This window comes from Gammaproteobacteria bacterium (assembly GCA_029881255.1).
Lineage (GTDB): Bacteria > Pseudomonadota > Gammaproteobacteria > S012-40 > S012-40 > JAOUMY01.
Genome location: JAOUMY010000004.1, coordinates 219577 through 242761 on the forward strand (window position 1 = coordinate 219577; position 23185 = coordinate 242761).

General features: G+C 46.5%; 23 protein-coding genes. 10 read left to right on the forward strand and 13 right to left on the reverse strand.

Features of this window, described 5'->3' with window-relative positions:
• Positions 1-30 precede the first annotated feature (30 nt).
• On the forward strand, positions 31-864 hold the full coding sequence (locus tag OEZ43_10470; GenBank protein MDH5546008.1) for a thymidylate synthase: 834 nt from the start codon (positions 31-33) through the stop codon (positions 862-864).
• Positions 864-1358 (forward strand): type 3 dihydrofolate reductase, encoded by a 495-nt coding sequence (folA, locus tag OEZ43_10475; protein ID MDH5546009.1) that lies wholly within the window; start codon positions 864-866, stop codon positions 1356-1358. The genes OEZ43_10470 and folA overlap by 1 nt, the downstream gene beginning before the upstream one ends.
• 29 nt (positions 1359-1387) lie before the next feature.
• Here the strand turns inward: folA and OEZ43_10480 are convergent, their stop codons facing one another.
• From OEZ43_10480 to OEZ43_10505, 6 genes are all read right to left on the reverse strand, one after another.
• Positions 1388-1720: a hypothetical protein gene (locus OEZ43_10480; GenBank protein MDH5546010.1), complete on the reverse strand. Its 333-nt coding sequence runs from the start codon at positions 1718-1720 to the stop codon at positions 1388-1390.
• Positions 1721-1980: 260 nt separating this feature from the next.
• Entirely contained in the window at positions 1981-3117 is a 1137-nt protein-coding gene (locus tag OEZ43_10485) for a pentapeptide repeat-containing protein (protein MDH5546011.1), read from the reverse strand.
• Positions 3114-4241: a pentapeptide repeat-containing protein gene (locus OEZ43_10490; protein ID MDH5546012.1), complete on the reverse strand. Its 1128-nt coding sequence runs from the start codon at positions 4239-4241 to the stop codon at positions 3114-3116. The genes OEZ43_10485 and OEZ43_10490 overlap by 4 nt, the downstream gene beginning before the upstream one ends.
• 16 nt (positions 4242-4257) lie before the next feature.
• Positions 4258-4941, reverse strand: a complete 684-nt coding sequence (gene tsaB / locus OEZ43_10495) for a tRNA (adenosine(37)-N6)-threonylcarbamoyltransferase complex dimerization subunit type 1 TsaB (protein MDH5546013.1) — start codon at positions 4939-4941, stop codon at positions 4258-4260.
• The gene (locus OEZ43_10500) at positions 4922-6853 is read right to left on the reverse strand and encodes an ATP-dependent DNA helicase (GenBank protein MDH5546014.1); all 1932 of its coding nucleotides are present in this window, start codon (positions 6851-6853) and stop codon (positions 4922-4924) included. Before OEZ43_10500 ends, tsaB begins: the two co-directional genes overlap by 20 nt.
• A gap of 57 nt (positions 6854-6910) precedes the next feature.
• A complete protein-coding gene (locus tag OEZ43_10505; protein ID MDH5546015.1) occupies positions 6911-7417 on the reverse strand; it encodes a hypothetical protein in 507 nt (168 codons plus the stop codon).
• Positions 7418-7960: 543 nt separating this feature from the next.
• Here OEZ43_10505 and OEZ43_10510 point away from each other — a divergent pair.
• Together OEZ43_10510 and OEZ43_10515 are read left to right on the forward strand one after the other, a co-directional pair.
• Positions 7961-10321 carry a S8 family serine peptidase gene (locus OEZ43_10510; protein MDH5546016.1) on the forward strand — a complete coding sequence of 787 codons (2361 nt, stop codon included), beginning with the start codon at positions 7961-7963 and terminating at the stop codon, positions 10319-10321.
• 102 nt (positions 10322-10423) lie between these two features.
• Positions 10424-10834, forward strand: coding sequence for a group II truncated hemoglobin (locus OEZ43_10515; GenBank protein ID MDH5546017.1), 411 nt, complete (start codon positions 10424-10426; stop codon positions 10832-10834).
• On the opposite strand, the gene OEZ43_10520 is transcribed toward OEZ43_10515, so the two are convergent.
• Complete coding sequence (locus OEZ43_10520; protein MDH5546018.1) at positions 10831-11670, reverse strand: putative metalloprotease CJM1_0395 family protein; 840 nt, start codon at positions 11668-11670, stop codon at positions 10831-10833. The two genes, OEZ43_10515 and OEZ43_10520, sit on opposite strands and share 4 nt — an antisense overlap.
• A 180-nt stretch (positions 11671-11850) precedes the next feature.
• Between OEZ43_10520 and OEZ43_10525 the strand changes: the two genes are divergently transcribed.
• On the forward strand, positions 11851-12753 hold the full coding sequence (locus tag OEZ43_10525; protein ID MDH5546019.1) for an HDOD domain-containing protein: 903 nt from the start codon (positions 11851-11853) through the stop codon (positions 12751-12753).
• A 166-nt stretch (positions 12754-12919) separates the two neighbouring features.
• Complete coding sequence (locus OEZ43_10530) at positions 12920-13591, forward strand: FKBP-type peptidyl-prolyl cis-trans isomerase (GenBank protein MDH5546020.1); 672 nt, start codon at positions 12920-12922, stop codon at positions 13589-13591.
• 26 nt (positions 13592-13617) lie between these two features.
• Here OEZ43_10530 and OEZ43_10535 read toward each other — a convergent pair whose 3' ends face one another.
• Positions 13618-14742 carry an NBR1-Ig-like domain-containing protein gene (locus OEZ43_10535; GenBank protein ID MDH5546021.1) on the reverse strand — a complete coding sequence of 375 codons (1125 nt, stop codon included), beginning with the start codon at positions 14740-14742 and terminating at the stop codon, positions 13618-13620.
• A 232-nt stretch (positions 14743-14974) separates the two neighbouring features.
• On the opposite strand from OEZ43_10535, the gene OEZ43_10540 reads away from it, so the two are divergent.
• A complete protein-coding gene (locus tag OEZ43_10540; protein ID MDH5546022.1) occupies positions 14975-15385 on the forward strand; it encodes a hypothetical protein in 411 nt (136 codons plus the stop codon).
• Positions 15386-15395: 10 nt separating this feature from the next.
• Here OEZ43_10540 and OEZ43_10545 read toward each other — a convergent pair whose 3' ends face one another.
• From OEZ43_10545 to OEZ43_10555, 3 genes are read right to left on the reverse strand one after another with little or no spacing between them, the layout of a single operon-like run.
• A complete protein-coding gene (locus OEZ43_10545) occupies positions 15396-16121 on the reverse strand; it encodes a protein phosphatase 2C domain-containing protein (GenBank protein MDH5546023.1) in 726 nt (241 codons plus the stop codon).
• Positions 16122-16177: 56 nt separating this feature from the next.
• A complete protein-coding gene (locus tag OEZ43_10550) occupies positions 16178-16924 on the reverse strand; it encodes a UDP-2,3-diacylglucosamine diphosphatase (protein MDH5546024.1) in 747 nt (248 codons plus the stop codon).
• Positions 16925-16931: 7 nt separating this feature from the next.
• Positions 16932-17459, reverse strand: coding sequence for a peptidylprolyl isomerase (locus tag OEZ43_10555; GenBank protein MDH5546025.1), 528 nt, complete (start codon positions 17457-17459; stop codon positions 16932-16934).
• Positions 17460-17611: 152 nt separating this feature from the next.
• Between OEZ43_10555 and mrcB the strand changes: the two genes are divergently transcribed.
• Positions 17612-19912: a penicillin-binding protein 1B gene (gene mrcB / locus OEZ43_10560; GenBank protein ID MDH5546026.1), complete on the forward strand. Its 2301-nt coding sequence runs from the start codon at positions 17612-17614 to the stop codon at positions 19910-19912.
• Positions 19891-20343, forward strand: coding sequence for a tetratricopeptide repeat protein (locus tag OEZ43_10565; protein MDH5546027.1), 453 nt, complete (start codon positions 19891-19893; stop codon positions 20341-20343). The genes mrcB and OEZ43_10565 overlap by 22 nt, the downstream gene beginning before the upstream one ends.
• A 13-nt stretch (positions 20344-20356) precedes the next feature.
• Here OEZ43_10565 and OEZ43_10570 read toward each other — a convergent pair whose 3' ends face one another.
• A complete protein-coding gene (locus tag OEZ43_10570) occupies positions 20357-20614 on the reverse strand; it encodes a late competence development ComFB family protein (GenBank protein MDH5546028.1) in 258 nt (85 codons plus the stop codon).
• Between the two features lie 148 nt (positions 20615-20762).
• Between OEZ43_10570 and OEZ43_10575 the strand changes: the two genes are divergently transcribed.
• Positions 20763-21203, forward strand: coding sequence for a CBS domain-containing protein (locus OEZ43_10575; GenBank protein ID MDH5546029.1), 441 nt, complete (start codon positions 20763-20765; stop codon positions 21201-21203).
• A 346-nt stretch (positions 21204-21549) separates the two neighbouring features.
• Here OEZ43_10575 and OEZ43_10580 read toward each other — a convergent pair whose 3' ends face one another.
• Positions 21550-23136, reverse strand: coding sequence for an SBBP repeat-containing protein (locus OEZ43_10580; GenBank protein ID MDH5546030.1), 1587 nt, complete (start codon positions 23134-23136; stop codon positions 21550-21552).
• Positions 23137-23185: the final 49 nt, after the last annotated feature.

Consider the following 23185-nt stretch of genomic DNA (forward strand, 5'->3'; position numbering starts at 1 on the left):
ACAAAGGCGATAATTTTTGAAAGGTAGTAGATGAAACAATATCTGGAATTACTCAGACACGTATTGGATGAGGGTGTCAGAAAAGAGGACAGAACCGGAACGGGTACCATTAGCGTATTTGGCCACCAGTCACGTTACGATTTGCGCGACGGCTTTCCTCTTGTTACCACGAAAAAACTGCATTTACGCTCCATAATTCACGAATTATTGTGGTTTTTAAAAGGTGAAACGAATATCGCATATTTGCATGAGAACAAGGTCAGCATCTGGGATGAGTGGGCCGATGCGAACGGTGATTTGGGGCCATTATATGGATATCAATGGCGTTCCTGGCCGAGACCCGACGGTAGTTCTATCGATCAGATATCACAAGTCGTCGATCAGTTGAAAGCCAATCCCGATAGTCGACGTATTATTGTTTCGGCGTGGAACGTCAGCGGCTTGCCGGACGAAACGATAAGCCCCCAGGCCAATGTCGCAGAAGGTCGTATGGCGCTCGCCCCATGTCATGCCTTTTTCCAGTTCTATGTTGCGGAAGGTCGACTTTCCTGTCAGCTTTATCAGCGTAGTGCGGATTTGTTTCTCGGTGTTCCTTTTAATATTGCGTCATACGCGTTGCTTACACACATGTTGGCGCAGGTTTGCGATCTGGAAGTGGGAGATTTTATTCACACCCTGGGTGATGCGCATATCTATTCTAACCATTTCGAACAGGTTCATGAGCAATTGTCTAGAACGCCACATGCACTGCCAACACTTCGTCTCAATCCGCAAGTGAAGGATATTTTTTCCTTTACATTCGATGATATTGAGTTGTCGAACTATCAGTGCGACGCGCCAATAAAAGCACCGGTAGCAATCTAATGATTATTTCTCTTATAGCGGCAATGGGGCGAAACCGCGAGATTGGTAAGGACAATGCCTTGTTGTGGCGACTTCCCAATGACATGCGTTGGTTTGTCGGTAAGACAAGAGGTAAACCAATTATTATGGGGCGCAAAACCTTTGAGTCCTTTGGCGCAAAACCCTTACCGAATCGCCTAAATATAGTGGTTACGCGTGATCAGCACTATGCGGCTGAGGGAGCTGAAGTGGTTCATTCTATTGATGCCGCGCTTGCCGCTGCGCAGTCGGCGGAGGAAGTGATGGTTATTGGTGGCGCGGAATTTTACAAGCAACTCCTTCCCGTTTGTAATCGGCTCTATCTAACCTATGTCGATGGTCTATTTGACGCTGATGCATATTTTCCAGATTTTGATCAGCGCGAGTGGCAAGAAAGCTTTTCAGAATATCATGATGTTGATAAAGATCATGCCTTTTCCTATCGTTTCGTGATTCTGGATAAACCCATACACTAAAACAATTCAGATAGAAGTGTCAAAGGTGTTTACACGTAAACATCGACCCCGAATGTGCGCCTAAGCTGTTGCTGTTTTTCATAATTGTCGATTTGTGAATAGGTATGCATTGCACGGTTGTTGCCTTGTTTCAGTCGCTCAACATCGGCAACAAAAAAATCCAAGTTAAACGTGTTATCACTTCTGCTTTGTTTTACCGACGAGGCCTGGAGTAACGCATTTTTCTCACGATCTGCGTGAGCTTTCGTCTGTTCAGATGAAACACGAGTTTGTCTATTATGAGTCTGAGGATGTGAGTCGACGCGTCGGTTTACTGCGCGTAAACCAACCTGTCCATGCGCATTGATGGAAGATATCGACATAGTTGAATATGTTTTCTCAGCATTTAACGGAGAATGCGAGCCCGCCCAATACAATCACTCTTTTGTGGAATTCGGTCATATAAACCGGGCATTGTCGGGCGTGGCTCGTATCCTCCAGTAGAAACGACTATGTAACCCTTGAGAGCGAATGGCCTCCTTGACAGATAGCTCTCAAAATAAAATATAGATCATCAATAGCCAAAGTCCAGAAAATAGGCGGTAACCATGTCAATTATTTTATATGGCTGATGAAAAGCCTTTTAGAATAACGCAGTGTCTAGGTTTGTTGTTTTGGTGAAAGTGCCCGCCGATATTTTTCCCCCTCTAAAATCGGCTTTATGTATATCACTCTCTTGAATCGTGGCGTCGGAAAAGTTGACCATTATTGCTCTTGCCCAGTGGAATTTGCACTGATTAAAATTTGATCGACGAAAACTGGCGCGGACGAGTATGGCTTTGGTTAGGTTGCAGTGCTCAAACTGCGAATCATCCGCATTACTCCACTCAAAGTTACTCAGTTCGAGGTCCGTATCACTGAAACGGGCGTGTTCGAGTCTGGTTTCATCCATGCGCACTTCACGAAACACGCTTTTAACGACGGACACGTTTTTTAGTGAACTCTTTGAAAATCGTGCGGCAATCGCATTTGTTTCCAAGAAACTTGCGTTATCAAAATTCGAATCACTAAAGTCTGAAACTTGGAGATTGCTTTCTTGCCAGAGACTATTGGTGAATTTTGACCAACTCGCATTGCTTTTAAATAAAATGCTTTTGTAGTGTGTGCTGCCGACAGCAGATGTTCCTAGCAAATTAGAAAACCGAATGTCATTTTCACTGAATCTGGCCTGGTCAAGGATTGCATAGGAAAGATTGACATTGTCCAGTTTTGAATTGCTGATCGTAGCGCCGCTTAAGTTTGAGTCTGCCAGAATGCTACCGGAAAAGTCCGTTTTTTTTATTTGGCTATTTGCGAAAACAGTTTCTCTACTATCAGAGTCCTGGAAATTCGTTTTCTCTATAGAAGAATCTGTAAAACGCGCCCCTTGCATGATGGCCTTACTAAAGTCCACGTTGTATAAACGTGCCCCACTAAAGTCGGCATTTCTTAGATCACATGCTTTGAAGCTGACTTCTTCGATATAAGTGTTGGAGAAGTCGGCTTCGACTAAACTACAATGTTCGAAATTTATGTTCTGGATCTGTAGATTTTGAAGCTTTGCCTGTTCGACTCTAATGCCATGAAATTCACGCGATGTTTCAGTCTGTTTTATGCGTAAATTGAGTTCATCATTGGATACGGCTGAATATCGTCTACTTTCATAAATAGTGTTCGTGTGGCTGCAAGCCTGAAAGCCTGTCAGGGTAATAAAAAGTATTAAGACATGAAAAAATTTCATTTTTGCAAACCCGTGGCTAAATCCAGGTTCTGCGCATCTGTAAAATCAGCATCATCGAGATCTGCTCCGGTAAAGTCAGACTGCCGGAGGTCGGCCTTTTTGAAACTTGCCCCTTCCAAATAGGCTTTCTTGAAGCTGGATGCAAATAAAATGGCATTGTCAAATCGTGATTCGTCGAGTATTGCGCGACTTAAATCGGTTTGCGATAGTATCGCGTTTTCGAAATTGGTTCTAGGCGCTCTAATTTTTGCCATTCGCGCCCCAGTCAAGTCGGCGAAGTTGAGATTGGTTTGTTCAAAAACACCTTCAGTAAATATGGCGTTTCTTAGATTTGCTTGTATAAGCTGTGCACTGGAAAAAACAGATGCCGTGAAATTGGTGTTTTCCATGATCGCACCGGTAAGATTCGAGTGGGTAAAATTGGCCTCTTTTGCCACCGCGTGTGAAAGATCAACGTCGGCTAGATCGGAGTTACGGAAATCACTACGGGATAAATTACTCCCCGAAAGACTGGCTCCTTGAAAGACGGACTCGTGAAATTGAATTCGAGTTAAGTCTGACCGGTGTATGCTGGAAAAACGGAAATTGGATTTTTCAATTAAGGCCCCGTCAAAACTGGTAGCCAACATATGAGCTCCTACCAGATTTGAATCGGATATGGTGATCATTTCCAGTTTTGCACTATCGAGATTGACGCTTTCAAAGTTTGAATTAATGATGAAGGCGTAACGCAATGTCGCATTTTTCATGTCGGCTAAGTGGGCATTGGTGTCTATGAAGCGAGTTTGGGTCATATTTGCGCTACGCAAAGTGGCCTCGCTCAAATTCGCATTGCGAAATGTTGCATAGGATAGATCTACTGCATTCAAAATACAGTGAGATAAGTTTGTGTTTTCGAAATTAGTGGCATAGAGATAGGCGCCGCTCAAATCCATCCGACTAAAATCAAGGCCGGATAGATCGAGTCCGGAGAGATTGGCGAATCGCAATCGTTTTTCCCGACGAGGTGACTCAAGTATCGCGGTAACAGTTTTCAAGTCCAGACGCTTGCCTACGCGAAAGTCCTTCGGTTTTGGTATATAGGTACATGCCTGGAAGAAGAGCAAAAATAGGAGCGTAATCACTAAATATGTATTTCGTTTAGCCACGTTCATGCTGTTTTTCAGCAACCTTATTACGTAGATATACAGGCTCAAGCGACGTAGCAGAAACAGTATGACCCTTAAGGTGGTAGTCTAACGCGAGTGCAGGCATTGCACGTGCGTCTACGACTACGTCGGTAAATATATGGGAGAATTTTCCGTGTAATTTCGCAAGTTCTTGCGTATATTCCGCCCAAGCCGTTCCTACCGAAACCCAATCCCTATTTTCAGAGGGACAAATGTCGGCGGGCGCGTCAATTCCTTCTTCGATCACAGCCTGTGCGATACCGTTAACGATTTCGTACGCGCCATAATAGATTTCATTCATGCGCGCATCCTGAAGGCAGAAGATATTTTCGGATTGATGCATTAGCCACGTATGTTGAGCCAACACTGCGAGCGAAGACAAAGGCGCAACGGGTATATCCAGCGCGTAGGCAATGCCTTGTGCAACACTGACGCCTATACGTACGCCTGTGAAAGAACCTGGCCCGCGTGTAACGGCAAGAAGATCGAGTTCGGTACGGGATATTCCAGCCTGAGCGATAACAGACTCGCACATGGAAAGTACATTTTCCGAATGGGCCTGTGGTTTGTCATCGAAAAGCGCAAACACGTCTTTATCTATGGCTAGAGCGACAGAACAACTCGCGCTACTGGTATCAATACACAGCGTCTTCATGTTCGCGTATTTTGCTCCAAAATTGTTTTACCTCACTGAGACGTCGTGTAACGGGCATTTTTGGCAGGCTGTCGAGAAACATTTTGCCATACCCCTTGCTACTGAGCCTTGGATCGCAAACCATGAGTATACCGCGATCACTTTCGTCGCGTATTAATCGGCCAATACCTTGCTTTAAACTGATTACCGCATGGGGGAGTTGATACTGCCAAAAGGGTTCTCCACCTTTTTCACGGATGTTAGCGATTTTTGCTTTGATAATGGGGTCTGCGGGGGAGGCAAAGGGCAATTTATCTATTACCACCAGTGACAATGCTTCCCCTTTGACGTCAACACCTTCCCAAAAACTCGCACTACCTAATAACACGCCTTTTTTGCTACGAATGAATGCTTCGAGGAGATGAGATTTGGGGAGCGTACCTTGAACAAACAATTCGTAATCGGTTTCCTTCAACTGTTCCGCGGCAGCATTTAACGCTGCCAGACTGGTGAACAGAATGAATGCCTTTCCTTGTGTTTCCTCCAGAACAGGAATCACAGCATTAATGACGGCTTCGCCAAAATAGGGGTGACTAGGTTCCGGTAAATTCTCGGGCAAATAGAGCAAACTGTTATTCGGATAATCAAAAGGACTGTCCCAACAGGCATTTTCTGATTCCTTGATTCCCAGCCGCTTACGGAAGTAGGAAAAATCGTCGTTGACGCTAATCGTCGCCGAGGTAAATATCCAGGCTTGACGAGAGTTGCTCATGCGTTCATGAAACGGGGTCGCAATCTCAAGCGGCGTATTGTGGAAACTGATGCTCTGTTTTCTTACTTCGTACCATTGGATAAACGCCGGATTAATTGTTGTCATCTCCGCCAGGGCGATGCAAAGTTTTTCACAGCGTTCAAAGCAATTATTCAACTCCGTACTGCGTACTGAGGTTTCCTCGAGATGTCCGCAATATACCGCAAGTCGATTGACCAGATTGGTGATCGCCTGGCTGACGGATGGTAGATGATAGAATTCGGTCCAGGCGCCACGTGAGGGCAGGGCTTCAAAAGCCTTTTGCATGTCCAGCATTTGCCTGGTCAAGTCCTGATGAAATTCATTGAACTCGGTTAACATATCACTGGCATGTTCGCTAATAGCGGTGGTCACATCGCTGATCAAATTGCGTATTTGAGCGCTGCTGAAATTGAACCCCAGGAACTGATGGGCTATCTCCGCTAATTGATGAGCTTCATCGAAAATATAGGCATCCACGGTAGGTAGTAAATCGTCTATGCCTTCACGCAATAAGGCCATATCAGAAAAGAACAGGTGATGATTGCAGACAATGACATCGGCTTTATGCGCGTTGGCGCGCGCAAGATTGACATAGCACTTTTCGGCGTAGAGACAATCGCTGCCTAGACAGTTATCGCTGGTAGACGTCAGTTGTTGCCACAGTGATGATGTTTCTGGTACTTGATGTAGTTCGCTAATATCGCCGTGCCGAGTTTGATACGACCATTCACGGACTTCATGTAATTGATTAATGTGTTCTCGAAAACTCAATCGTCCTTGAGCAAGCGTTTTGTCCATTCTGTGCAGACAGAGATAATTTTGTCGACCTTTGAGCAAAGCGACGCGTGGGCTAACGCCAAGCGCCTCGCAAAGTTTAGGTATGTCGCGGTTGAATAACTGGTCTTGAAGTGTTTTGGTACCGGTGGATATCAGAATTCTATTACCAGATAAAAGCGCGGGCGTAAGATAAGCAAAGGTTTTTCCGGTTCCCGTACCCGCTTCGACGATGAGAGTACTGCGGTCGGCGAGGGCATCCTGGATCTTCTGCGCCATTTCCATTTGCTGTGGCCGAAAACTAAATCCGGAAATATTGTGTGAGAGTTTACCCTCTGGCCCTAAAATGTCACTCAGTTCCGTCATGAATAATGTTTTTCGTCCAGCAGTATGGTTATCAGGGTTAGCAACAGACAGGGCGGATTATACAGAGGCTTCTTTTTCCCAGTTCCCACCCTCTATCAAGCCTTCTTCTTTAGTCCATACAAGGTCGGAAACAATCTTGAACTTGGCGAGCGACATCGCGCCACGCTTATTGCGCTTGCTACTCTTGCTTTCATCAAGAGATTTTTCGACAACGCTACGAGCACATTCGAAAATTTCTACCGGCTCATATTCTTCGTCCATGATGACCAGTACGATACTGTCCCAGTCCTGATCCAGTTTTAATTGTCCTACGCGCTGTCCAGACTTCTTTTCATCAAAAACTGCGCGTCCCTTGATCTGAACTTTCTTTCCCTGGCGCTTTCCCCGACCAATCGCGTCGTAACCACCCGTTTTCTGGTCGCAGATTTCCAGGTCGAGTAGTTTGGCGGCATCGAACTCGGCAATTTCACTGCTAATACCCAAAGGCTTTCCAGTGGCACGGCGATACTCCGCAGCCAGGCGGCGCGCCTCAGTTATCAGTTTGTCGGTTGAATAAACGCCCATTAACAGTAATGACTTTTTCGGTTTGTCCAACTAATAATAACGGTAGAGTACTCAAAATCTGAAGAATGCTTGAGACTCACTCTATATAAAAGTGACAACTTGCTGATAAAGAAGAAATATAATCTATTAGCAATATTGCCCATTCGAACTGCCAAAGTCCAGCTTACGGGTATGCACGAATGAAGCCGCAATAGTAGCAATTTTAACCCGATGCGGGTAGAACCGAGTCGCTAAATAGTGAAAAAGATTGGGGTTATGGGCAAAATTCTTTGCGCCATTCCGAATTCCTGGCGTTTGTGTGTGACTGAGTAAAAAAGACATGGTAAGCTCTCGCGCATAATAAAGTCGTTGCAACGCACGGAAGCGAATCTGATAGCAATCCCTGTATTCGTTTTATAGCCATATCGATATCCGGCGTCATTCGACACTGATTGTCAATATCTGGAAATCTCTCACAATAAAAACTTTTTCAACAGAAACTGAGTCCATTCGTGATGTCGCAGTCTGTCATCACGAAAAAAAACAAGTTACAGGCAGATGGGGATGGGACAAACGCATTCAACAATGGCTTGCCAGGCAATGGTAAGGCTTAAACGCTTATGCGTCGTGGCATTGCTTGCCGTGGTCGGCGCGTGTTCGGAACCCTTGCCGGTATATCACCATAGTGATCAAGCTGAAACTCCTGCCGCCGACGGTATACTCATCAAATTTACCCATTCCACGGGAACAAGCAGCCGCGCACGCTCAGTGCAGGCGGCCGGTTTGACGGAACGCTCTCGTTTTTCGCTTGTACCGGGTTTAACGCTGGCAAGCGTGCAACCGGGATATACACTCAATGAAACGCTGAGTGAATTGGCTAAAGACCCAACTGTGGCATTCGCAGAACCGAATTATATTTATTCGATAAACGTGCTTCCCAACGATCCGCGCTTTGCACGGCAATACGGTCTGCACAATACCGGTCAAAATGGGGGAGTTGCTGACGCAGACATCGACGCGCCGGAGGCCTGGGATATCCAGACCGGTAATGATGTCGTTGTCGCGGTTATCGACACTGGAGTGGACTATAACCATCCCGATCTGGTTAATAATATCTGGACCAATCCAGGAGAGATTCCGGGTAACAACCGGGATGACGATGGCAACGGTTTTGTCGACGATGTACGCGGCTGGGATTTCGCGCTAAATAATAATAATCCTATGGATAACCATAATCATGGAACACATGTCGCGGGTATCATCGCTGCGAGAGGCAATAATGGTATTGGTGTCGCCGGGGTCAATTGGCGCGCGCGCATAATGCCACTAAAGTTTATGGATAACCAGGGCATAGGCACTACTGCGTCAGCAATACGTGCTATTGAGTACGCTGTGGCCAACGGTGCCAAGGTATCGAACAATAGCTGGGGTGGGACGAATTTCAGTCAGGCCTTGTATGATGCAATTCAAGCGGCCAATAGTGCGGGGCATGTGTTCGTAGCCGCTGCCGGCAACGATGGCGTAAACAGCGATACCAGTGGCTATTATCCTAGTACGTATAATTTGCCTAATATCATTTCGGTTGGCGCCTCCGATCAGAATGATCAGATCACCACTTTTTCAAATTTTGGTACACGCACTGTCGACCTGGTCGCCCCCGGAATGGGCATCGTCAGTACGGTTATACGCACCAATAATAACGGCTATCAGTTTATGACAGGGACTTCCATGTCTGCGCCCTATGTTACAGGTGCGATCTCACTCCTATATTCACAGAATCCTACGCTTTCTATCGCCCAGGTACGCAGCGCAATATTAAACACAGTCGACACTAAACCTGCGCTGAGCAACGTCGTGGGCAGTGGTGGGCGTCTGAATGTATTCAATGCGGTAAACAGTGTGCCTCAATCCGGTCCTATACCGATCAATCCTGTGCCCGCACCAACGCCTAATCCAGCACCAGTCAATCCGAGCGTGGTCAGAGTTTCTCCACAAAATGCGGAAGTACCGATTGGAGGGAGTTTCCGATTTACGGTTTCCGGTGGACAGGCGCCTTATACGTGGTCGGTAGGGAATTCCATTGTCGGAACCATAGATGCGCTTAGTGGCCAGTTCCAGGGATTAGCTGTAGGCAGCACTAGCATAACGGCTACAGATTCGTCAGGTAGTACCAGCGCGCCAGTGAATGTTACGGTTACAAATTTATTGATTAGGCCGGTTAATAAAACCAGTTTACAGCTGACTGAAGTGGCGACGTTTACCGTAAACGGTGGAGTAGGTCCGTACAACTGGAGCACCAGTAATACTGGCGTCGCCGAGATTTCCATCACTGGCGCACAAAATGAGACAGTAACCGTAACACCAGCGGCACAGGGCAGTTTTAGTCTCACAGCAAGCGATGCATCCGGTAATAGTGTTGCCAACCGTCTTACCGTGGTCGTCAGCCCGATGGCTTTGGACCCGGTTACCAGCAGCATACGCGTTGGAGGTTCGCTACAACTCAATGTTAGTGGTGGTACTTCCCCGTATTCATGGACAAGTTCGAATACATCTGTCGCTACAGTAGATGGTGGCGGGATAGTTACTGGAATCGCCGCGGGCTCGGTGACAATTACTGCCACAGATGCTTTAGGTACGCCACAGTCGGCACAGATTACTGTGGCAGCAAATACCACTCCGCTGGTTATCAATTCCCCGGCAAATACGGTCAATGTTGGGGCGACGCTGCAATTTAGTGCTAGCGGTGGAGTTAGGCCCTATTCCTGGGGTGTTGGCAATGTGGCACTGGCAAGTATAAATGGAACTGGTTTATTGACCGCGAACGCTGCAGGAACGGTGGCAGTAATCGTTACCGACTTTATTGGATCGGTGAGTCGTCAGACAATCACAATCAACGCAGCTCCACCGGCTACAGTTCATCACTAGCTTTAACCGTCTTTTGCATCTGAATTGACTCATAATGCATTAATGACAAGGAAAAATGAATTTAATGCCGTATAAGCAGTGTGGGTGTTACAATACATGACCATGTTAACACCAGATTCCAATCCCTATGAACTCCTGGGCGGTGAACCAGCCGTACGTCGCCTGGTGGATCGCTTTTATCAGTTAATGGATGAGCAGCCGGAAACCTTTGGCATACGTAAAATGCATGCTGAAGATTTGGCCTCTGCCAGAGAGAAGTTGTTTGAATTTCTATCGGGCTGGTTGGGTGGGCCACCGCTGTTCGTAAAGAAATATGGGCATCCGCGTTTGCGTGCGAGACATTTGCCTTTTTCCATTGGAAAGGAGGAGCGTGATCAGTGGTTGATGTGTATGAATCAGGCCATCGACGAACAGATTGAGAACGAAGATTTAAAAGCGCATCTGAAAGATGCCTTTTTCAGAACAGCGGATTTTATGCGGAATAGGGATATGTCGTTACCGCTTCAGTCCTAGGCGGTTGCTCTGAAGCGCGTTTCCTCGGTATCAAACTGCCCAATGCCTGCGACGTTTTCATAGGCCTGGGCAAATCGTGAACGTGCTTGTTCAGAGCCAGTAGGTGTTGAGGCTTCTTCAGTAGTTTTGTCTTTTGATTCCAGTGTCTGCTTGATTTCTTCTTGCTTTTCCTTAGTGATCTCCATACGCGCTTCAGAAGCCATACGTGCGGCTTCGATGGCCACAGACCGGTCCTGACCGGAAGGTTCAGCAGGGGCAATAGCTGCGGCGCGGATTTTCTGTGCTTTACGTAGAGTAGCTTCAGGGTCATTGGGTACTGGGCTGGTATCAATGCTTACATGACCGCCGACGGCATAACTTTTACCATCAGGGCCGCGCTTAGTTTCAAGGTTGATACCGCCTTTGGCATATTGCCCTGCAGCAGCCAGATGCGCGGCTTCATGCGCACGGACTTCACGGTCTCGACTTGCGAGTTCCTTTACTTCTTCAAGATCGTCTTCATCAAGTCCGGCGGGGTTGTCTACGGGTTTTTCACTTTGTTCCTGTGCGAGCGTGCCCTTGTTTTCATCCTTGCGCTGTTCGTCTCTTTGCTTGTAGTCCTTTGTATTTCGTCCGAGTTGGGCTTTCTGGCTAAGTAGTTCGCCAATCCCGGCGTTCTGCTGATCCTGTTGTTGTGTGTTGGGTTTGTTTTCGCTATTGGCGGTATTTTGCGTGGAATTAATGCGCGTCAGCGACTCCGCCTGCGCTACAGGCGTCGCATTGGGTTGCAGCCCCGGAGCTGAATGCCCCTGATGGGTGGTCTGCAAATAACTAGAACTGACGTTCGCTATGTTCATTTCACACTTTTCCGGGTGTCTCACAACCTTATTCGTCCAATGAAGCCAAAGTTTTAGCAAATCAATCTCATTTTATGTGCGAACTGTATCTTAATAAATTTTTTGACTATATCTATAACATATCCTTTCGCAAAGGAATTCTGCCGAAAGTGAACCTAAAGACGCGTGTACGGGATGTCGATGACTCGGGAAGAAAATTACAGCTTCAAGGATTTGAATATGCCCATTACTGCGCGGGAATTTACTGCAGATATTGAGGATTTTGTTCATATACCATCCGTGTGTCTGCGGATTAATGAAATGGCAAACAATCCACGTTTCTCTGCAATCGACATGGCCAACGAAATCGCCAAAGACCCTATGACGATGGCGAGAGTGATGCGCATGGCCAATAGTCCTTATTATCATTTCCCCGCAAAAGTGGATAATTTAACTCGCGCCATCACTATTATTGGAACGCAGGATTTGCAGGATATGTTGTTAATGGTCGCCTTACGCGCTGCCACGGAACAAAGCCAGCCAACGCTCATAGACCTCGATAACTATTGGAAACACTCATTGTTTGTAGGTCTGATGGCAAAGCGACTTGCGGGTATGATTAGCACGCCAGTGTTGGGGCGTGACCGTCTTTTTGTCGCCGGCGTTTTACATGAATTCGGCCGCATCGTTTTCGCGCAAAAGATTCCAGAACTTTTCAAGGTCATGTTAAACCGCGCGATGAATCAGCAAGAACCATTTTATGAAATAGAGCGTTTGGTTTTCGGTATTGATCATACGGAGATTTCCTTAGAAATTATGAATCGTTGGCTGTACCCCGCGCGATTGTCTACCGTTATCCGGTATCAACACCATCCTGTGCGAGCGGGTGACCAGCGATTGGAAGCGTCTTTGTTGTTATTGGCCGATCATGCCAGCGCCATTGCGGGTTTGCCTGGCATAGGAGAAGACGGGCAAACAGAAGAACTTGCGCGTGCAATGCAGTTCTGTGGCGTTACCGAACGTTTAATGGATGATGCTATCGAGTTGGCTAGAAATGATTACTTCGAATTACTACCGGTATTTATGCAACGGAAAACTGCCTGATTATTGACGAATGCTAGCTCCTCCCACAACCAAAAGAGGTCCATAATAACTTTTCGGGCACCTTTGCAAGCTTGGGCTGTCTCCTACACATGGCATGGATTTTTTTACTTATCCATGATCTAATGGCTGACCAATTTTAGATTGATACACAATCACAAAGGAAATAATGATGGGTTTGAGAATTTTTTGCCTGGTGTGCTTATTTGGCATTTCATCCGTAGCGTTTGCTGCCGGGCTCAAAACAGATAAAGAACGATTGAGTTACACCTTGGGTGTTCAGGTTGCAGAGCAATACAAGGCAAATGGAATTGACATCGACCCCGGTGTTTTTGTTGGCGCGGTGAAAGATATCTTAGGTGACAAACAACCAAAAATGACCCGCGATGAGATGATACAGGCGATACAGAAACTTCAGCAGGAACAGGCCAACCACATGAAGAAGGTTGCCGATGAAAACCTCAAGAAAGGTGAAAAGTTTCTCGCAGACAACAAAAAGAAAGATGGTGTAATAGTGTTACCCAGCGGCGTTCAATATAGCGTCGAGAAGAAAGGTGACGGTAAGCGACCTGGTTTAGATAATAGCGTTGTTGCACATTACCGCGGAACATTAATAGATGGTTCCGAGTTCGACAGTTCATATTCACGTGGACGTCCAGCGACATTCCCCGTCAGTGGCGTTATCAAAGGTTGGCAGGAAATATTGCAACTCATGCAGGTTGGCGCGAAATGGAAAGTCTTTATTCCGGCCAGTATGGGTTACGGTGAGCGAGGAGCCGGACCTAATATCGGTCCAAATGAGACTCTCGTATTTGATATAGAACTCATCGACATCAAATAAGAAAAAGGCGCCTAAGGCGCCTTTTTTTATCGTTGTACGGTTACCACAACATTCTCGGTAGCCTGGCCAACCCAGGTTTCGTTCCCCTTTTTTAAACGCCATTGGAAGTTATAGATACCAGGATCTAACGGAGCGATTACTTTGAAAGTAAAAGATTTCAATTGGCCACTATGAACCACCTCGTTGTCGTGCAATTCAACACGTGAAACTGACCATACAATATCCGCCTTAGTGTCTAGTGCTTCGAGATGATAGATATCGGGTAACCAGGGTTGGCTACCGGTATTTTTAAACGTGATAGTGATTGGATAAATCTCGCCACTATTAAAAATGGTGAAGGGTGCTGTTGAGTGTTGCAGATTAGGTAGAACCTGGTGCATAAATTCTGCGTCCAGCTCTCTGGTCCCTTGGGTTACCGTTACGACGCTTACCGGAGTCGGTTCACCAATCCAGTCTTTTCGATTCTTTTTTAAGCGCCATTGTAAGGCATAGTTACCAGGATCTGTGGGGGCAGCAATTTCGAATCGAAATGACGCAATCTCTCCAGGAGGGACGACCTCATTGTCGCGCATGGAAACCAATTTATTACCCCAAGCCTTTTCATCACTACCGGTTATGCCTAGACGATAACCATCATCATTGTTCCAGACATATTTTCCATCGTTGCGGAATTGCACGATGATCATGTATTTTTCACCCGCATTCATATTTTCAGGTACGACCTGCGAAATAAATCTGACCTGATTTGATGCACTTTCAACGACGATTTGTTCTGAGGCCGTTGCTGGGGAGATTTCTTTCTGTTCCTGCTTAAGTCGCCAGTCAATCAGGTAGATGCCACTTCTTGAGGGGCCATTTACACGTAATTTGATATTTTCCGTTTGCCCCGGTTTGATTTTGAAGTTACCAAGACTTATTGCCTGATCGGGCCAGGCACGTTGATTTGTATTGAACAGCATTTCAACCCCATTTTGGCTGGACAGAGTTTCTGTTCCGTCGTTCCTGATTCTTAGATCGGCGACTATGCCTTGACCAGTATTCAATATCTTGGGGATCTCTGCACGAAGTATCGTTGCCGCAAAGTTTTCATCGGCATATGACAAGGCGATGAAAGGATTCGACAAAAGCAGAATTGCCAGAAGGTAGCGCATATGTCCCGTACGTCCTAACCCACACAGTTTTAAAGTGGAAATATCAATTCAAGATGTATTCCGTTTTACACCGGCGAAATACCACAGAATGCGACTTTTCCCTTGGTTTGGCCTTGAAATCATTGGATAACAACTTGTCATTATGTGATCCGGTTGGCATTTTTCGGCGTTAGCTATCCATTTTTTCCTGTCGACACCCTTCCCGTAAGCACAATGAAACGGGGCGTCAAAAGTGGCCAAACATACGGGAAAAAGTATAGCAATTATTGCGTCTATTGCCTTAGCGACGTCAGTAGGGCAGGCGGCTGAAATCCTAGCCACAAAACAGACATCGCATTGGAAGTTACAGGATTCGCTTTGGGAAGCGGCCTATTTGGTCACGCATATTGCCGACTGGGGACAGACCAGAGATATAGCCATGAACTGTGGCGATGGTAGCTATGTTGAGATGAATCCGCTAATAGGCAGTTGTCCGCGTATGGCCAGGGTCAACGGCTACTTTTTGGCGACAGCATTATTACATGTAGGGGCGAGTGCGATGTTGCCTGCTCGCTATCGTCGGTTTTTTCAGACATCGACTATGGTGATGGAGCTAGGATATATCACTAACAACTACAATATCGGGCTTAGGGTTAACTTCTAAGTTTGTTTTATTAGACCGAGATCACCTTTACCAATACCACGGTAATATTGTCTCTACCACCGCCATTATTTGCCGCAGCGACCAGGTTTTGCAGGGTTTGCTGCAGGTCAGACTCACCATGGAGCAGAATTGAGGCAATATCTGCTTCGCTAACCATATCGGTCAGTCCGTCAGAACACATCAGAAACAGATCACCCGCATACACAGGTTCGACATAGATATCAGCCGGGGTGTCATTCATATGGCCGACGGCGAGATAGATTGCATTGCTTGGCAGTGGTGTCTGCTCATCCGTCGGTAATCCCATATCAATTCGCTCCTGCATGACCGAATGATCTCGGGTAACACGCCTGAGCTGAACGTCGCGAAACAGGTAGCTGCGACTATCGCCTACATGTCCTATGACAAAATTTCCCTTGTCAAAGGTGAGTACTTCGGCGGTACAGCCCATGCCTGCGGCATCGGGGTTAATTGTTCCGTATTTTGCAATATGTCGATTGGCGTTCTCGAAACAATCACTAACGGTTTGCCGGTAGTCTACTTCGCAATCCTGTACTTTGAGAAACTCGGTCTCGCAGCATTTTACGAAAATATGACTGGCGACCTCTCCGGCTGCCGCTCCGCCAACGCCGTCAGCAACGGCAAAAAGTTTAAGGTCGCTTCGAACCAGGAACTCATCTTCGTTATCATCTCGAAGTCGTCCGACGTCGCTAAGGGCCACCACATGTGTCTTCATTGTTAAACGTTTTCTCTGGTTAAGCTCACCGGGAATTTACTGCATTTTTCTCGGGATTACCATGCCACAGCGCATTGCAGGGTGTCGAGACGGGGATCATGAAGTTCGATCGCCTCTTGGGTAAGGCGTATGTAACTGGGTTTGTCCAGCCAATCGCCAACAACGGCGCGCATTCCCAAACCTTCGTCCAGCTTGAATTCGTGTATGGCAGGACGATGGGTATGGCCGTGTATCATGCGTTGAACCCCAGATTGTTTCAAGTAAGAAAGCACCGTAGTGGTATTGGCGTCCATGATTTCTGTAGATTTTTCAGCATTTTGCATGCGACTTTGGGCGCGGGCCTGTGTTGCCATGGCGATGCGTTCAGCAATCTCGCGTTGCAAAAATTCCGCTATCCATTGCGGATTGCGGACTTGCTGGCGAAATGCCATATAGTCCAGATCATCTGTGCACAACAAGTCACCATGAAGCAATAAGACTTCTTTCCCATACAACATGATGACTTCCGTTTCTGATAAGGCTTTTGCGCCTATCATATCCAGGAACCTTTCACCGACGAGAAAATCTCGATTTCCCGCCTGAAAATAAACGGGAATACACGCTGAAAGATTCTTAATCTGACCAAGAAGGGGAGAGATTTGCGGTGGAATAGCGTCGTCTCCCAGCCATACCTCGAAAAAATCCCCGAGAATATAGAGTGCTTCTGCGTCGTCGGCGATATCGGAGAGAAATTTGACAAAAGCGGACACGCGTTCAGGCGTGTCCACCGACAAATGTAGATCAGCAATGATATAGGTAGCCACGATACGGTTAGTCGACTATGGTCGCTTTTTCAATAATGACGGCCTCTACAGGAACGTCCTTGCCAAATTGTCCGCCCGGCCCAGTGCGGCTGCGGCGTATCTTGTCCACAACGTCCATGCCTTCGACGACTTTGCCAAATACCGCATATCCCCAGCCACGGGATGTCTGGGCACGAAAGTCGAGAAAGTTGTTATTGACCACGTTGATGAAAAATTGCGCTGTGGCCGATTGGGGGTCTGCAGTACGCGCCATTGCAATCGTGCCGCGATTATTACGCAGCCCGTTATTAGCCTCATTTTTTATAGGGGCGCGCACGTCTTTTTGGACAAATTTTTCGGTAAAGCCACCACCCTGGATCATGAAATTTGATATGACGCGATGAAAAATAGTCCCGTCGTAGAAACCGCTACGGACGTATTCGAGAAAGTTTTCAACGCTGACTGGGGCTTTAGCGGGATTGAGTTCGAGTAGAATATCCCCCACATTGGTCTTGAGTTTAACGCGAGGCACCTTGTCTTCGGCGAATAAAGGCATGCTGAAACTAATAAGGGCGATGAAAACGAGTAATAGTCGTCGGTTCATGGTATTTATTCACTCTCCAAAGTCGGTGAAAAAGGATATCGTAAAAGGATTGCGATGTTTAATATAATGTTTTTTCAAATTGTCCGAAAGAGATTGTAACAGAATTGGCCGCTTATTCAGCACGAACCCGCCAACAGCGTCGACGTAGAATCATTCGAATTGCTTTGCTGGCGTCCGCGATACTCACGGTAATTTACTTCGCTGTTCTCGATTTTCTGATTACGTCCCATTTTGAGGGATCACGCTGGCAAGTGCCGTCTCGCGTATATGCGCGCCCGCTAGAGCTCTATTCACAACAGAAGATAGACGCTGCTGACATTGTTTCGGAATTGTCGCTGCTGAGCTACAAACGCGTTTCCTATATGCGAAATCCGGGGGAATTTGCAGTATCTCAAAATTTTTTGGATATCTATTTGCGCAAATTCAGTTTCTGGGATGGTGATGAACCGAAGCGTAAAGTTCGCGTAGTACTCAATGACGAACAGATAAGTCATATTGTCGATCTGCAAACCGATGAGAATATCGATATTTTGCGACTTGAGCCGATGTTTATCGGCGCTATTTATCCCCGTCAAAAAGAAGATCGCGTATTGGTGTCACTCAAGGAAGTACCGGAGTCGCTAAAGCAGACATTGTTGTTGGTGGAGGACAAGTCATTCTATGAACACAATGGAATCTCGATCAAATCTATCTTGCGGGCATTGTGGGTAAACATACAAGCTGGGGAGAAGGTCCAGGGTGGAAGCACTATCACACAACAATTGGTGAAGAACTTCTATCTTTCGAGCACCAAATCGTATTTTCGAAAGATCAATGAAGCTTTTATGTCATTGCTACTGGAGCTGCATTATGAAAAAGATGAAATTCTAGAAGCCTATATTAACGAGATATATCTCGGGCAAGAGGGAAGTCGATCGATACATGGTTTTGGACTGGCCAGTCAGTTCTATTTTTCAAAATCTCTTACGGATCTTGGCGAACAAGAGATAGCCTTGCTCGTCGCCTTGGTAAAAGGTGCCTCTTTTTACGATCCTCGACGTCATTCCCAACGCGCTCTGGAACGCCGCAATCTCATATTGCAAACGCTGTACGCTAACAAACCGCTGGAAAAAAATCGACTAAAACTCTTGCAGTCTTTGCCACTGGGCGTGACCGAGGAAAAACCAAGCGGCGTTACACCGTTTCCTGCGTTTATCGATGTAGTGAAACGTCAATTGGTAAGAGATTATGACGAGAAAGATTTGCATTCTGAAGGTCTAAGAATTTTTACGACTCTGGACCCGCTTGTTCAGCGACGTGCAGAGGCCAGCTTTAATCGCGATGTGACGGCACTAGAGCGCATCTATCAGTTAAAGAGCGGTGAACTGGAAACTGCGGCGGTAATTAGTCGTCGACATTCCGCTGAAATACAGGCAGTTATTGGCGGCAGTCGTTCCGGTTTTGCGGGATTAAATAGAGCGGTCGCGATTGATCGCTCAATTGGCTCGCTTGTTAAGCCAGTGATCTATTTGCATGCGCTTGAGACCCCGGAGAAATACCATCTTGCAAGCATGCTGGAAGATGCACCGGTAGAAGTACAGATGGACAGGGAAACCATCTGGGCGCCAAAAAACTATGACAATGTGTCGCACGGATCAATACCAATGTATGCGGCATTAGCCCAATCATACAATCTCGCTGCAGTAAAACTCGGATTGGAATTGGGAGTGGATTCGATTAATGAGACCTTGCATCGAATGGGTATCAGTCAGCCACTGGATTCCTATCCAGCGAATTTATTGGGAGCAATAGACTTGTCACCTATGCAGGTGGCGCAATTGTTTCAAACTTTGGCTGATAGCGGGTATCTAACGCCTCTGCGAGCTATTCGTTCGGTGACTACCGGCGACGGCAGACCGCTAAGTCGTTACGATATAGAAACCAAAAAGGTGGTTGCAGACGAGCAAGCATTTATGATGCATGTTGCGCTGCAAAACGTCGTAAAGACAGGTACCGCTTCGGCGCTGAATAAGATTGTCAGCAGTGATCTGAATGTCGCAGGGAAAACCGGTACAACGAATGATAAAAGGGATAGCTGGTTTGCTGGATATGGCAATGAGTTTGTTGGTGTTGTGTGGCTCGGGCGGGACGATTTTCAATCGACCCCATTTAGTGGCTCCACAGGCGCAATGAGGCTGTGGGGTGGTATCATGAGTCAGTTGGAAAAAACACCACTACAATTGGAAGCCCCACTCAATATTGAGTTTGTTACGTTTGATCCCGAAGACGGCAAACGACTAAAATCCAGTTGTTATTACGGGGTGGATATTCCAGTAGTGAAGGGTAGTGTAAATCTTGAGGAATCAGCCTGTTTAAAAGGCAATATAATTGATAGGACCAGAAGTTGGATACAAAAGCTTTTTTAATAGTCGTTGTGTTATTTGTTTTACTGACGTCTTGTGCCGGATTACCGGAAAAGTCCACGGAAGAAGTTACACCACAGCACGCACCCACGCAAAAGGATGCCTTTACGCAATTCAAACGGGAATCGGATAGAGACTCGTCTCAAGGTCGGCCGGACGACAGCATACGTAAGCTAGTTCGAGACGCGCAAACTGCGGAGCGTCAAGGTGACATAGACAAGGCTATCTCAATAGTCGAGCGAGCGATTCGCATACAGCCTCAAAATGCCTATTTATGGTATCAACTGGCGCAGTTGCAGTATGAAAAAGGGAATTATACCAAAGCCATTCAACTGGCTCGGCGTTCAGACAGTTTTGCCGGCAGCGATATGCAGCAAAGAGAGTTAAATCGACAGTTGATAGCGCAGATTGAGAGTGGTTTGGCGAGCCCCTGATCTTCCAATATTCTTATTTTCTGGCGTTTTTGATGAACTCTATCGCGTTTGCAACCGCAGTTTGAACTTTGTGCAATGTTTCATTTCGTTCTTCTGGGGATAGATAAAAAAAGAAGTCCACTTCGTGTCGAAAATAGCGAGGCGGCAGGTGATTGAGTGCGACACAGGCGATGTCCGAAAGCACACTGTCGTCACGCAGTTTCCCAGACTGGCGTTTTACCTCTTCAAAAACCAGTGTTTCATAATAGTTTCTGACAGAATCAAATGGCATGGAAATTTTTCCCCTCGCTATTTACACTTCTTTATCGGCTGGGCGGTTTTGGAGCTTTACCTCATAACCCTGATATAAAGGGCAAATTTCCTGGCTAGAAAATGGCATAGTTAGGCCTTCTGAAGGTCACGAGTAGATTCGGAGAACCATGCGAAACGGAATTCCCAGCATAAAACAGGTAATGACATCTTTTCCGTACTGGATATCAAACGATACCACCGTACAGCAGGCGCTACTGCTAATGAAGGAAAAGGGGATTCATCACCTGCCGATTAAAAATGAAAATGAACTCGTTGGTGTGATTACCAGAAAAGACATAGAAAAGTTTTTGCATTACCAGGAAAACGAAATCGAAGCGGCGAAGCAGCAGACCGTAACCGATTTGTATATCAAGAATCCATATATCGTCGATATCAATGAGCCGCTCGATAATGTGCTGATGCACATGGCGCATTCACATATCGGCTCAGTATTGGTGACAAGAAACGGCAGATTGGCCGGGGTATTTACCACCAATGATGCATGTCGAACATTCGGCGAATTTCTACGCGAGCGTTACCGACCCAGCCCAGGCGACGATGTCGCCTGAACCGAAAAGGATTTAACACCAGCAGTAATTATCGCAACCAAGCTCAACGATATTCTGCTTGCCATAAACTACCGCAGCGTGTGATGAGACACATGACTGGCATTTTGGTGTTTCACTCAGTTCATTGTGTACTACAGCAGTAATACGGTTTTCTTCCAGTTTGATAATTTCAGTCCAATATGTCCTGTCGCCGTCTACGATTTTTACGTAGCAACCTGGCCCTAAATTGGATATTTCTGATTCTGAAGGGGGCGGAGTATTGATGTTATTAAGCACGTTATCATGTCCTGGCACCCTTCCCACGCCAATGATTATTACTATTATGTATATGAAAATAGACGGGTACTTAGCGCTTGGCAACTAAAAATAACTTATGACGACCAATAAAACGCAATAGGGTCATGAGAAAAATACCGAGTAGCATGCTAGGAAACTCTATGCTGCAACACCACCAGCGTTTGGGTTTAGGGCTGGCTAGCTGGTCAGCGGGGAAATCATCGGTAGTAGTTGAGTAAAGCACTTCGGTGTTATTTGATCCTGAGAGAGCTTCACCAAGCAATATAAGCTGTTCATTTCTGACGCCGAACGTAATCTTGCTGGTGTTTGTGTATCCACTAAGATAGGAAGAATACGTCAGCGCACCCCGGCCTGATTTGTTTGGATCAAGTCGCATGATGAAGCCACTCGACTTCTGAGCGCATTGATCACCACATTCACGTTTACTCAGTGTTGCCTTGAGCGAGGTAGCAAAGTCATCAGAAAAGGTAATTCCAGAGACATAAATTTGGTCTTTAAACCACGCAATATGTGTTGGGGCTTCGTCTGAACTGCCCCCGTAAAGCGTAGAGTAGTAAGGTTGTTGGTGGTCGACATGGTCTATCATCGTAATGAAGATGTCAGTGTGGCTGCGATCGGGCGTATTGCAGGCCAATTTCTCCATCGCGCAAAACTTAGCAATAGGAGATCCTGAAACAGGAAAATCTGCAGAACCGGTTTCGCCGGTAGCAATGGTTTGGCCGATATCACTTACACTAATACGGCGCACGCTGTCGTAACCGCTGCCGCCCAGATAACTACTGTAAACCAGGCCGTTGTCTTCTCCGCCAAGATCGAATAAGGCGATAAACCCATCATACTCACCCTGAAGCCGGTCGTAGCTGGGAAAACTTAAAGGGAGATCATTGGAATCAGTTTCTCCTCCGAGGTGTACGCGACCTAAATAGTCTAAGGCGATGGTGTGGATGCTGTCGTATGATTGGCCGCCAAAATAGCTGCTGTATACCAGTGAAAACTGCCCGAGCTTGTTATCGATTTTACTCAAAAAGCCATTCGCATTATTACAGATGCCAACCTCTGAGCAAGATGCGGTTAGTGCGTTAGAGGTGGTTGGGAAATCCGTTGAGCGGGTTTCTCCTACAACATAGATATTGGACAGGCTGTCAACAGCAATGGCGTGCGCGTAATCTGTACCACTGCCGCCTAGATAGGCGGCTGTAAGAATGTTTCCAGTGGGAGTGATTTTGGTTATGTAGCCGTCCCAGTCCCCCTGATAGGGATAGGCGTCTTCTGTGACAGGTAAGTCGCTGGAATTCGTTTCAATTGCGATATAAATATCGCCACTAGCGTCCACCACTGCGCCGCGAGCGATATCCTGCCCACTTCCTGCAATGAAGAAAATGCTTTTCGCTTGCTGTGTATCGTTATCCCATTTTATGACGAAGACATCGCTGTCTTGCGTTGTTTTAGATGGTCGTGACTCGATCAAATCCGTTGAATAGGTACTGCCGACGAAATAGACGCTGCCGCTTTCGGCGGTGAGGACAATGGTTGAATAATCCGTTTGGCTACCGCCAATGGTAGCGGCCATAGACGAGGCGCAATAAATTGCCGCGGCAAAGACTGGCAGTAATCTGCCTGCTTTTGTTGTTGGCATCGTGTTCTTCCCACTTGTGACGGATGACAATATTTGTTTTGGTATGGTG